A 12,202-nucleotide genomic window follows, 5' to 3' on the forward strand; every position below is an offset into this window, starting at 1 on the left:
CAGTAAAATAGGCAGAATCATGATTACTTTGCATCACCTAAATAAGTCGCGCTCAAAACGTATCATCTGGCTACTGGAAGAGCTTGGTGTTGATTATCAAATCAAACCATACCAACGAGACAGTGTAACGTTTCTAGCACCACCAGAATTGAAGTCCGTTCACCCTCTTGGAAAATCTCCGGTGATTGAAGACGATGGCGTTGTGATCAGCGAGTCTGGTGCTATCACCGAGTACCTAATCGACAAATACGGCCAAGGTAAGTTGGCACCAGTGCGCGGCACAGCTGACTATGTAGAATACTCACAGTGGCTTCACTTCGCAGAAAGCTCTGGTATTTTGCCAATGCTGCTTAAAATCTTTGTAATGAAAGACGGTTGCGAGACTAATTTCCTTGGCGGCTACGCTGACGATGAAAACCAAAAGGTCCTAACCTTTGTCAACGAAGCACTTGAAGGTAAAACTTACCTTGTTGCTGATACTCTGACGGGTGCCGATTTCATGATGTCGTTCATCGTGGAAATCGTGGGTAACTTCGGTGCTACTGCGCTCTACCCTAACATTGCTAAATACGGTGATCTTTTAATGAGTCACCCTGCTTACCAAAAAGCAGAGCAACTTGAGCTAGAGCACTCGAACTGATCGAGTTTCAATCAAGCTCGTACGTCCTTAGGATAAGTACGAGCAACTAAATGAAGCCAAAGCCGATTTATCTTTCGCTTTGGCTTCTCATTTGCCTTCATTTCGACAACAATACCGAGCTCTAACTGAACAGCCATAGAGTTTGATCTTCATGTCAGCAAACCTTGCTCAATACACACCACTGCACCTAAAAAACGACAATACGAATGTAGACTTACCGCTACCGACTCGTTTTACGTTTCCGTACTACTACACACCACATCCAACGTGTGAGTTTGCCATGCAGCAACTTCAGCAGTCATTACTCGACTGCGGTGTGAATGAAACATCGCAAGGCAACCTTTATGCCGTACTTCTTGTTCAAAATCCAACAACTCAAGAGCTAGGCTACCTTTCTGCATTTTCAGGTTTGCGGTTAGATTCTTCCCTAGCTTCTCAGCTAGCAAGCATTGCCTTTGTTCCTTCTGCTTTTGCTGGTCAACAGTTTCAAGTCCAAAACACGCAAAGCTTAATCAAGCAAGCAGCCTTGGTTGATGAGATTACGAACCTAGAACAAACTCATAACCTAGATGAGTTGACATCAAGCTTAAATGAACTCAAAAACGATGCGAGCAAAGCAATTGAAGTATTTCAGTTCACGATGGCTGCCAACAAGGCAGAGCGTACGGTTCTAAGAGAAAAGGCCAATCAAGAGAAAGCGTTAGGGAACCTTGATTCAGCAGCTGACCTGCTTAAACAGTTAGGCAACCAAAGCAGCCAAGAGAAGCGCGACCTAAAAGCGCTTCGGATCGAATGGAAACAAAAGATCGCAGAACGCCAGTCGCAGGTTGATGCCATCGAAAGTGAACTCAAAAGCCGCAAGCAAGAGTACCAAGCGATCTCTTCCGAATTAGAAGCGCAACGCTTGTCTCATTATCGCTTTATCAACCAAGCTCTTGAATCAAAGAGCCTGTTTGAATTGCTAGATGGCAAAGAGGCACTTGAAGGCTCTGGCGACTGTTGCCTACCTAAATTACTTAATTGTGCTTTTGAACACGGGTTTAAGCCATTAGCTTTATCTGAGTTTTGGTGGGGATTGCCTCCGACAGCTGTTATCCGCCAGCACGGAAACCTATACCCTGTTTGCCAAAGTAAAAGCTTCGAGATCCTCGACCACCAGCTGAATGGCATTGAATTAGAAGATAATCCGCTTATAGTGAACCCTGCGGTTGGTAAGTCGTTTGATATTGTCTATGAAGATGACGAGATCGTGGTAGTGAATAAACCCGAGGAGTTCTTATCGGTTCCTGGTAAATTTATCGAAGACTCGGTTTATACGCGCATTAAAGCGCGCTACCCCGATGCAACAGGCCCTTTGATTATCCATAGGTTAGATATGTCGACGTCTGGATTGTTGATTTTGGCACTGACCGCAGAGTCCAATAAACACATCCAGAAGCAATTCATCGATAGAACCGTAGAGAAGCGTTACACCGCCCTGCTTGATGGTGAAATACACGGTGGTTCTGGCGATATTAGCTTGCCCTTGCGCGGCGACATAACAGACAGACCAAGACAATTGGTTTGCCATGAACATGGACGTAACGCAGAAACTCATTGGGAAGCAGTCAGTGCCAACAATGGCAAAACCAAGGTTCACTTATACCCTAAGACAGGCCGCACCCATCAGCTACGCGTACATTGCGCTCACCCGTCAGGCCTTGGTGTCCCAATCCGAGGTGATGATCTTTATGGCTACAAGCGTGAACGACTTCACCTTCATGCGGGCTACCTAAAATTGATTCACCCAACAACTGGCAAGTGGATCGAGTTTGAAGTGTCGTCAGAGTTTTAATCCTATCTTTAGCGTGGGGCTTTCGAGCCCTACTCTTCTCAAATATCCTGCAAGTAAGCTTTCACCCCTCGACCAGAAAACTAAGACCAAAACACTAGTACCAGAAATCTAAAACTAAAAAGCTTGAACACAACAAAGTGACCATCGCGGGAATACCGTCTTTCCACGTATCAAAGCGTAAGTGGAAATAAAGCGCCCCTATCGAAGTCGCTCCCAATATTGCACCACCCATCAATTGAGTATGTTCTGATGACACACCACACAAGGCTAAAATCAAAAGAACGGCTCCAGTAAACTCGACTAACCCAACAAGAAACATCACCATTCGATTCAAGCCATAGCTTTTGAAAAAACCAAGCTGGATTTCAAATACCTTCTTTTGCCACCCAAGCATCTTGATTGAACTCGCTAACAAGAAGAACAACACCATTAATATGCTTATTATTGTACTCATTTCGTCACCTTTCTTAAGAATCATTGCGTCAATGAGACCATTTAATCATTCATAATTAAGGTGATAAATGCTAGTTTTGTGATAAGTGAGATTCCAAATTGGAATAGATGAACACAAGGTGAGTAATATGGATAAGATTGAGTGTATTCGTATCTTTGTGGAAACGGCGCAACTGAACAGCTTTACCGCAACCGCCAATAAGTTAAACATGACACAAGGTGCGGTTAGCAAGAAGATCGCATGGTTGGAAAGTGACTTAGGGATGACTCTGTTTCAACGAAACAGCCGCAAGATATCCCTCACTCATGCAGGAAAAGACTACCTCGATTATTGCTCTCGTTTACTCGAAGAGATGTCTACCATAGAAAGCAGGCTCAAACGTGAGACAGAAACCGTTGAAGGCGAACTTAAGATATCTGCGCCAAGTGCCTTTTCATCGATGTTACTCAGTGAGCCGCTTCAAGCTTTCATTGAACAGCACCCAGGTATCCGCATTAACCTCAGTGTCGACGATCGCATTGTTAACCTTAATGAACACAATATAGATGTCGCCATTCGTGCATCACAACTCGAAGATTCAGGGTTAAAAGCTCGTTTTCTTTTCAACAATAAAGTTCAGTACTTTGCATCGCCCGATTACTTAAAAAAATACGGGAAACCTGTGTATCCACAGGATCTCAGCCAACATCAGTGCTTAACTTATTCTCTGATGAATCCAACAAACGAATGGCGTTTCACTGACAAAGATCGCCAATGCACCAGTATGAAAGTAAACCAAATTTTTACGGCAGACAGTCCAGAAGTGTTGCTTAAACTGGCTAGACAGGGTTTAGGTGTGGTTGCTTTACCGGATTGGATGGGCAAAGAATTTGTAGAGACCGGGGAATTAACACAGTTATTAGAAGATTGGAGCAATGACTACTTGCCTATGTACGCGCTGTATCATGCAAGTAATTATTTGCCCCAACGAATACGAGTATTTATCGATTTTATTGCGGAGTGTTTAAGTTCTACAAACAATTAGAGCTCAACCAGTAACTAATCAAGCCTCTATAAACGATCAATCAAGCATTAAGATGGTACTTAGCCCATCACATCTGTACGTTGCTCGACGCATTCAAAAGAGCCCATTTCGAACTCACGACAGATCCAAGGTCGGTTTTCGTAGATAGTACACATTAGTGTTTCTCTATCAACTGCCGAACACCAGCCGTCGTCTAATCTCAGCATGGTCTCGCCGCCCCATTCGTCATACGCAATATGCTCTTCAGGAACGCCGGTATCTGTGATGATCATAACCTCTAAACGGCAACAGCATGCCTGACAATTGGCACATGTTACTTCGGGTTCGGTTACGTTCTTTATCTCTATGGTCATAAGTGACTACACTGCTAAATTTTGCGTATAGTAATCGAAACCGCTCGCTACGGCCAATAAAGAAAACGAGAGGTTCCGTTTTCATGCGGGAGGAAATAACAATGGGCGTTATGATTTACTCACAACGCCCATTAAGTTTTCTCGTTTTAGCTGAATAACGATTCTATTTAGAATAGGCTCGCGAAGAACAATTTAATGTAGTCCATCAGACGTTTGAATATGCCACCTTGTTCCACAGCCTCTAGCGCAATCAATGGTTGAGTTTGAACATCTTCTCCGTCTACTGTGTAGTGAACCACACCTAAAGTTTGGCCTTCAGCAATCGGCGCTTTTAATTCAGAATCAAGTTCAATCGATGCCGTTAGCTTTTTACTGTCTGACTTAGGCAAAGTAATGAACGTATCTTCTGCAACACCCAGCTTCAACGTGTCTTGTTCACCAAACCAAACCTTTTCTTCAGCCACTTGATCGCCGCCTTGATGTGGATTTAGTGTGTCGAAGAAGCGGAAGCCGTAGCTTAATAGCTGTTTACTGTCTGACTCACGACTCTTGACACTCGATGCGCCCATAACCACTGCGATCAGTCTCATTTCACCTTGAGTTGCCGAGCTCGCTAAGCTGTAGCCTGCACCAGAAGTGTACCCCGTTTTCATGCCATCAACGGTTAAGCTTCTATCACGAAGTAAACCATTGCGGTTGTGCTGTGTGATACCGTTATAGCTAAACGAGCGCTCGCTGTATAAGCCATATACATCCGGTAAGTCACGAATAATCGCGCGGCCAAGTAATGCGATATCGTAAGGGGTTGAATATAAATCTTCGGCGTCTAGGCCATGGGCGTTAGCAAAATGCGTGTTTTCTAACTTCAATGATTGCGCCCAAGAGTTCATCAGATCAACAAAGGCGTCTTGTGAACCTGCTACGTGTTCTGCAATCGCAACACTGGCATCGTTACCTGATTGGATAATCAAACCACGGTAAAGATCCATCATCGCCACGTCGGTGTTCACTTCAATGAACATCTTCGATGAATCTGGGAATTTTTTCGCCCATGCATTCTCACTGATCCTTACTTGATCATCAGCAGAGATGTTGCCTCGCTTCATCTCTTGCCCGGCTACATAGCTGGTCATCAGTTTGGTTAAGCTTGCTGGGTTTAATTTAGTGTGTGCGTTTTTTTCGACTAACACATCACCGGAATTAAAGTCGATTAACACATACCCTTTTGCACCTAAGCTAGGTGGCGTCGGTACTATAGAAGGTGCCGCGATAGCTGAATTACTAACCATCGCTGCGTTACTTACAATGAATATACTTAATAGAGGGAGAGAGTATTTGGAGAACAGTTTCATTGAATCAAACCTAAGTTAACGTTTTGTCCAGTATAGACAAATGCTAGCAAAAGGAGCGCGAACTTTACGTTGCTTTACGCAAATGTACCTTTAGTTACAAATAAAAAAGTATAATCTGCGATCTGTCCATTTTTTAAACAAGTAATATTGACTCAATGAATATGTTTAACGCTTAGTTTGAACGTTGTGGCATGTGTCTAAATAGCATTTCTACAAAGCCCGAGATACGTTGTTTGCTTTCACCTACTCCCAGTTTCGGTTGAATACCAGATTGAGCTAGTGCCCGCCACTGTATCACTTCTGAATTCGGTACCGAGAACACAATGTACAGTGAACCTTTTTCGGCCAATTTACCTTTACCATCATAGAATGGAACACCAGTAGAAAGCTGAACCGCATCAAAAATTGAATTGTCATTGAGCTCTGATTCTTCAGCTAATCCGAAACCAACCACCACATCGCCAATACCGCCTCCCTGCTCTAAACTATATCCTTTCGCAGAGAGCTGATCTTCAATCGCGTCACGCACCATATCGGTTACTACAGTTTCATCGTATTTTTGCGAAAGATATACCTGTTCGGATCGCGGGTGCCACGAGTATGTCGTCACCCCATTTTTCATGAACTCGAAGTCACCACTGGTCACCACACCATAGTCATGTACTGTTGGCTGCTCTTGTGTCGTACAAGCGGTCAGTCCAACCACCATTAACGCCAATAGAGCAGCTTTCTTTATGCTTTTTGTTGCACAAATGGAACGTTTTATCATTCGCGGCGTCCTTTCCTATATAAGAATAACTATCAATTCAACCTCCAACATAATTAGTAATTATGTTAATAGAAAGGTCATTAAACGTTTGCGTAATCGCTAACCTTCACTTCTGCCAGTTTTGGGGGTTTAATCACAAAAACAGAGTTGGTATAGTTTACCCCGTTAAACAAAACCAGACCATTCGGGGCATGGAGCTTCCTCAATCATCTCATGAAGAGAAGAATTGGTACCGACAAAGTATCGGCAAATTTAAGAGGGTCACACAATGGAATTCAATATGGTTGAAATTTTAGGTTACGCTGCGTCTATTATGGTCGCAATTTCATTAACAATGAAAGATATCGTTCGTCTGCGTGTCCTTAACTTTATTGGCTGTGCTCTCTTCACAGCATACGGCATCATGATTGATGCATGGCCAGTTGCAGCAACCAACGGCTTCATCGCTTGTGTAAACATCTACTTCCTTGCAAAAATGCAAAAGGAAAAAAAAACGGAAGCGATGAAAGCAGCGAAAGCTTAAATTAGCGACTCGCATTTCAAATAATTCTGAAAAAGCCCAAACGGTTCCTCTCGTTCTACTAAAGAACAGAAGCACAGTTTGGGCTTTTTTCTATCTATCGTTTTATCTGTCGTTTTAAAAGACGCCTTCAAGGTGGCCGACTTACTTCAAGGCGATGCAGTTGAAAGCGTGTCAGGTATACGCAATGCGATATTCATTCTCCCGATACATCTGAGTGTTATTGCGTCCACTCTCTTTAGCTTGGTAAAGCGCTTTATCGGCTTTTTCGATCGTACCTTCTATCTGAAACAGCACCTGAGCGTAGCAACAACCCACACTCACCGTCACAGGTGATACCAAACCTTCTATCTGCTCGACCCTGTGTCTCAACGCTTCTGATAATTCAAACAACTGACATTCATCACAATCAAAAGTCACCAAGATAAACTCTTCGCCGCCATATCGAGCAATCAAGCGATGACTATTTGTAAACTGCTTTAAGGTTTTTGCGACGGCACAAATCACGCTGTCACCCTGCGCATGTCCGTGTAGGTCATTCACCGACTTAAAATGATCAATATCCAACAAAATCACGCCCACGCCTTGCAAAGGGTAAGGAGAGTTATCCGATATTCTTAGCTTTATCTGTTCAATAAAACTGCGTCTGCTATGCAGGCCCGTTAGGTAATCAAGGCTAGCCACATCTAAGATCTTTAAGTGACGATGCCGCAGGTAAAGCACCAGAACAACAATAATACTCAGTAGACTGACAACCAACGTCATCAAACTTGCTAGCAGCAAACTGTGGTTTTTGTTGAGCTCTTGCTCTAAGACACCCGCCGAAATAACCCAATTCAGATACGGATAAAACTTGTAGAAGATATTTTTACTTGTCGTGCCGTCTTCCGTAGAAATTGAGTAACTGAAGTGGCCTTCAGGCTCAGCGACGACTTTATCGATAAGCAACTCTGATGAGTCATCAATCAAGGCTTTTAAGTGTTCGTGTTCAAAGTTGGGTTGAAGGACTAACGTGCCCTGTAAATCAACGATATACACATAGCCACTATCGCCATAAGAGTACTTTCTCAGTTTGTCTTTAAGTGCATCGAGATCAACCAGATACATCAATTCATCTTTATATGTGGTCGCCACCAATGTATTACCACTCGGTAACCTCACCGAGTACGCAACCTTCGCACGCTTGCCGACTTCATGTGGGTTGGCGTGAGAGTATTGAGTCATTCCAGACTCTAAGCTCAGTTGTTGCTGAATATGGGTTAAATGCGCACGATTTTGCCCTTGTAAAAACGGGTGATACAGATGAATACCTTGTGGTGACATCAGATAGATATAACCTGACTCTCCAATCACCAATTCATTGGCAATTCGAATGACTTCTTCGACTTCTTGTTCTGGCGTGACACGCAGTGTGTGAGAGGCAACTGTGTCAGTCACACCTTTGAGATAGGTTTTGATCGCTTCGTTGACTGTGGTGTCTACGATGTCGTAACTCGCGTTCACAATCGTACGAAAGAAAAATTGGTTGGATTCTAATAATGATTCTTTCGTTCGGTTGAATTGAACAGCAGAGAGGATCAGAGAAACTACGGCCAACACAATTGAGAAACTAAGAATGTATTTACGTCTGACTTTCAAGTTTACCCCATAGCTTTCTAATTTTAGGTAACGCTATTTTTTGTTATAGGCAGACTGTTTTATACCATATTTGTCTTTTTTACTGAACGAGTGTCGATATTTTAAAAGGTTTCTATACGCAATCTGTGACTTATAGCAAAAACGCCGAACTGGATTCAGTTCGGCGTTTTAATTTGACGCTTTATCTATGTATTTAAATCACACTAAGACACTGATAAATCGACTTAAAACGATTCGTATTCGTTATCTATAAATACATGACTTAGCGTTAGATTAAGAACAAACCTGAGTCCAGCTACCATCACTGCCCGGTTCAGAACTTGTCCACCAGTTTGCTTGATAAATACTACCGTTATGAACCACTTGGTCACCTGTGTTTGCATGGCTTGGGTTACCCGCCCAATCTTTCTGAGGTAAGTCTGGGTAAACCGCTAAACCTGCTGTATCACATGTACCTGGGGTTGTGCCGCCATCGCCAGGGTTACCGCCACCTGAACTGATGTCACCTAACGGTAGGTCTGGTTGCTCAAAGCTAAAGGCATAATCGATACCGTTCACGCTCACTGCATAGTTAGCAGGGCCTGAGATTGGCAAGTAATACACCATATCTAACTCATACACACCACCCGCTGGAAGCTCTTCCCATGTAGGTAAAGTAAACGCCACTCGGTGCATGGTTCCATCTAAACCACCGATGTTATCCGCACGAGTATGACCCGAAGCAATCACAGTTAAACCACCACCCGATTGATCTTTCGCGTTATCAGGTGCTGACACTGGGATATCGAATTGGAACTCGGTACCGCCCGGAAGTGCTTGACCTGTGTTATTTGTAAACGTGATCTTAGGATTGATTGGGTAGTTTTGGTCTCCGACTTTGAAGCCACCAACTGAAACCGTAATATCTAACGCTTCTGTTGGGATAGCGCCAGTCGCCACTTTGTTTCCATATGGAGTCGCAGACTTAAACTTATCGTAGATAGCTTTCGTCATTGTGTTACCCATGTGGAACTCACCGTTACCGCTATTACACGCTTGTTCGGTCGTATCGATTGAAGTTCGGTTGCCGCTCGCATCGAGTACATAACAGTTATAATCCCCTGCTAGTTCCCAGAACATGATGCCGCCGATCTCTTTGTCGATAACGTAGTCTGCTTTCACATCAATAGACTGTTTATCTTCCGTTGAAAGGAATACGCCCTTCTCTGCATTCCACAACCAAGGGGCAACCGCCACGCTGTCATAATTACGCGTGTAAGTGCCAGCTAAAACATCAGATGGATCGTTCACAGGATCAAGCTTGTAAGCCTCAGCGTAAGAACCCCAAATACCTTTCTCTAGGTTCTTAGCGTGCCACATTGGGTTAGAGCCCGCGCCCATTTCGTTGCCCTTCGGATCGGTATCGTGCCACATATTGTCGATACCAATTGCACCATGGCCACAATTGTTCTTCTCACCTTCACCCGTACCTGCTGAACATTCAGCTTGGTTTGGAAGTGCAGCTCGGCCCCAAAGGCCATTTTCGCCACCGGTTACACCTTGCCAACCACGAGTGTAGTAAGGCACACCGATGTTAATACGACCTGCAGGCATAGAACCACGGAAGTAATGGTAAGCCCAATCCGTGTTCAGATAACCGATACCACCGTAAGCCGCAGTGCCGTAAACGTTCCACTGTGCTAACTCTGAATCTTTACCTGTATCAAACAATGCAGCGTTATGACCAACGTGATCGTTCCACGCACCGTGAAGGTCATAAGACATGATGTTTACGTAATCGAGGTATTTGGTTACATCGAATGTTTCCATACCGCGCAGTAGGTAACCAGAAGAAGGAGCCGCGATAGTTAACATGTAGTGATTGCCATCTTGCGCAGAGGCAGCATCAAGCTTCTCACGCAACACTTTCATCAACACTTGGTACGAAGCCCATAAGTATTGACGACGTGGTTCCATGAAGTCTTTATCATATGGATTACCTGCGCCCGCCATTGACGTTGGGTATTCGTAATCGATATCTAGACCATCGAACTGGTATTTACGAAGCATTTCAACCGCTGAAGTTGCGAATGTTTCGATGCCTTGATGGTTGATTGAGCCGTCAGCATTTGTCGTCATGGTGTAGAAACCACCATCAGCAACTCGGCTGCCGTCTGTCGCGAAATGACCACCGGTTTCAGCCCAACCACCAATAGAGATTAACGTTTTAACGCCGTGTTTTTTCTTCGCTGTCGCTAACGCACCAAAGTGACCTTTGAAGCCTAATTCAGGATCGACTTCCACGCCCGGCCACTCTTTACCCACCGCTGCGTTTTCAGGGTCGTTTACATCACCCACATTTACTTTACCATCTGAGCCAATGCTCACGAAAGCGTAGTTAATGTGTGTAAGTTGTTCCCAAGGAATATCATTTACTAAGTAAGCAGCTTGTGGATCGTCCCCAGCACGCCAGCTTGTGAAGTAACCAATCACACGACGTGGGTGATCCGCGCCCATCTTCTCACGACCTTCATCATCGTAAATCGTACAGTAAGGTACATCGACACCTTGAGTTTGATATAAGCCATCAGGACGACAAGTACTCACTGTCGCAGCGCCATTGACTATCAAAGAAGCTAACGCTGAATCAGTCGTAGCACCTTGGTTGTCGGTTGCTTTTGCATAAACCGCTAAAGAGCCTGCCTGAGTCGTTGTGTAGTCTAGTGTGTATGGGCTTGTCGCTGTTGTGCCAACAAGAGAACCTGCTACGTAGAAATCCACCTTATCGACTGTGCCATCGTTGTCTGCTGCCGTTGCTGTAAAGGTTACAACACCACCAACATCCACAGACTTCGCTGAAAGTGCTACTGATACTGTCGGCGCTTCATTACCTGGTTGTGCTGAATCAACAGAAACGGAAACCGCGCTTGCAACACTTGCAGCACCTTCATTATCCGTTGCAACAACTGAAACTTGATGGTTGCCAGACGTCGCAGACCAAGCCGCTTCAAATGGTGCCGCTGTCACAACCGCGACCGAAGAACCATCAACAAAGAATTCTACTGAAGCAACACTACCATCAGCATCCAGTGCTGTTGCGCTTAAGACGACATTGTCGCCTTCAACAATCACATCTGATGCCGTTGGCGCTGTTAACGAAGTCGTTGGTGCTTCATTTGGTGTACCACCGCCTCCATTGCCACTACACACATCTAGCTTTTTCCACTGTGCATAGTCACCTTCAAATTGGCTCGGATTGTTGTTTTGATTCCAGTAATTTGCTGAGTACGCGCTGCCGTCATGTGAAACCTGATCACCACCGGTGTACACCGTGGCAGAGTCCCACGTTTCTAACGTTGAACAATCAACAGCCGCATAACTGTTGAACGCCATCAAGCATGACGCGGTGAGAGTACTGAGTGTAAAAACCTTCTTGGCCACTCTTCCTTGGTTTAGGTGCATGTTAGCTATCCCTTAAGTTGTTGTTTCAAGATGTTTAATTTAAGCGGCACTTTCCTCACCACTTAAATCTCTTCGCAAAACAACTGTAGGTAACAGCGCCAATTAAACACCTAAAATATTCAGTATTTATAAAATGACTCGCATTAATTTGTTTGTAGCATGCAATGAGTCGACACT

Annotated in this window: 10 protein-coding genes; 4 read left to right on the forward strand and 6 right to left on the reverse strand. The window is 44.3% G+C overall.

Features of this window, described 5'->3' with window-relative positions:
• The first annotated feature begins 19 nt into the window (after positions 1–19).
• A complete protein-coding gene (locus IHV80_RS22330; RefSeq protein WP_192891015.1) occupies positions 20–640 on the forward strand; it encodes a glutathione S-transferase family protein in 621 nt (206 codons plus the stop codon).
• 151 nt (positions 641–791) lie between these two features.
• Positions 792–2,474, forward strand: a complete 1,683-nt coding sequence (locus IHV80_RS22335; RefSeq protein WP_192891016.1) for an RluA family pseudouridine synthase — start codon at positions 792–794, stop codon at positions 2,472–2,474.
• A gap of 94 nt (positions 2,475–2,568) precedes the next feature.
• On the opposite strand, the gene IHV80_RS22340 is transcribed toward IHV80_RS22335, so the two are convergent.
• Positions 2,569–2,952 carry a DoxX family protein gene (locus tag IHV80_RS22340; protein ID WP_192891017.1) on the reverse strand — a complete coding sequence of 128 codons (384 nt, stop codon included), beginning with the start codon at positions 2,950–2,952 and terminating at the stop codon, positions 2,569–2,571.
• A 103-nt stretch (positions 2,953–3,055) separates the two neighbouring features.
• On the opposite strand from IHV80_RS22340, the gene IHV80_RS22345 reads away from it, so the two are divergent.
• Entirely contained in the window at positions 3,056–3,952 is an 897-nt protein-coding gene (locus tag IHV80_RS22345) for a LysR family transcriptional regulator (RefSeq protein ID WP_192891018.1), read from the forward strand.
• A 59-nt stretch (positions 3,953–4,011) separates the two neighbouring features.
• Here the strand turns inward: IHV80_RS22345 and IHV80_RS22350 are convergent, their stop codons facing one another.
• The 3 genes from IHV80_RS22350 to IHV80_RS22360 form a co-directional block, all read right to left on the reverse strand.
• Positions 4,012–4,305, reverse strand: coding sequence for a YkgJ family cysteine cluster protein (locus tag IHV80_RS22350; RefSeq protein WP_017085602.1), 294 nt, complete (start codon positions 4,303–4,305; stop codon positions 4,012–4,014).
• A gap of 167 nt (positions 4,306–4,472) precedes the next feature.
• Entirely contained in the window at positions 4,473–5,657 is a 1,185-nt protein-coding gene (locus IHV80_RS22355; RefSeq protein WP_192891019.1) for a D-alanyl-D-alanine carboxypeptidase family protein, read from the reverse strand.
• Between the two features lie 172 nt (positions 5,658–5,829).
• Entirely contained in the window at positions 5,830–6,426 is a 597-nt protein-coding gene (locus tag IHV80_RS22360; RefSeq protein WP_192891020.1) for a DUF4136 domain-containing protein, read from the reverse strand.
• A gap of 268 nt (positions 6,427–6,694) precedes the next feature.
• On the opposite strand from IHV80_RS22360, the gene IHV80_RS22365 reads away from it, so the two are divergent.
• The gene (locus IHV80_RS22365; RefSeq protein WP_017068159.1) at positions 6,695–6,949 is read left to right on the forward strand and encodes a YgjV family protein; all 255 of its coding nucleotides are present in this window, start codon (positions 6,695–6,697) and stop codon (positions 6,947–6,949) included.
• Positions 6,950–7,120: 171 nt separating this feature from the next.
• Here IHV80_RS22365 and IHV80_RS22370 read toward each other — a convergent pair whose 3' ends face one another.
• Positions 7,121–8,584, reverse strand: coding sequence for a sensor domain-containing diguanylate cyclase (locus tag IHV80_RS22370; protein ID WP_192891021.1), 1,464 nt, complete (start codon positions 8,582–8,584; stop codon positions 7,121–7,123).
• Between the two features lie 273 nt (positions 8,585–8,857).
• Positions 8,858–12,025 (reverse strand): chitinase C-terminal domain-containing protein, encoded by a 3,168-nt coding sequence (locus tag IHV80_RS22375; protein ID WP_192891022.1) that lies wholly within the window; start codon positions 12,023–12,025, stop codon positions 8,858–8,860.
• Positions 12,026–12,202 lie beyond the last annotated feature (177 nt).

It is taken from the genome of Vibrio bathopelagicus, assembly GCF_014879975.1.
In the GTDB taxonomy this organism is placed as follows: Bacteria; Pseudomonadota; Gammaproteobacteria; order Enterobacterales; family Vibrionaceae; genus Vibrio; species Vibrio bathopelagicus.

Excerpts from the sequence above, each read along its gene's own strand:
- IHV80_RS22330 (WP_192891015.1), top strand. The coding sequence starts at position 20 with ATGATTACTTTGCATCACCTAAATAAGTCGCGCTCAAAACGTATCATC.
- IHV80_RS22335 (WP_192891016.1), top strand. The coding sequence starts at position 792 with ATGTCAGCAAACCTTGCTCAATACACACCACTGCACCTAAAAAACGAC.
- IHV80_RS22340 (WP_192891017.1), bottom strand. The coding sequence starts at position 2,952 with ATGATTCTTAAGAAAGGTGACGAAATGAGTACAATAATAAGCATATTA.
- IHV80_RS22345 (WP_192891018.1), top strand. The coding sequence starts at position 3,056 with ATGGATAAGATTGAGTGTATTCGTATCTTTGTGGAAACGGCGCAACTG.
- IHV80_RS22350 (WP_017085602.1), bottom strand. The coding sequence starts at position 4,305 with ATGACCATAGAGATAAAGAACGTAACCGAACCCGAAGTAACATGTGCC.
- IHV80_RS22355 (WP_192891019.1), bottom strand. The coding sequence starts at position 5,657 with ATGAAACTGTTCTCCAAATACTCTCTCCCTCTATTAAGTATATTCATT.
- IHV80_RS22360 (WP_192891020.1), bottom strand. The coding sequence starts at position 6,426 with ATGATAAAACGTTCCATTTGTGCAACAAAAAGCATAAAGAAAGCTGCT.
- IHV80_RS22365 (WP_017068159.1), top strand. The coding sequence starts at position 6,695 with ATGGAATTCAATATGGTTGAAATTTTAGGTTACGCTGCGTCTATTATG.
- IHV80_RS22375 (WP_192891022.1), bottom strand. The coding sequence starts at position 12,025 with ATGCACCTAAACCAAGGAAGAGTGGCCAAGAAGGTTTTTACACTCAGT.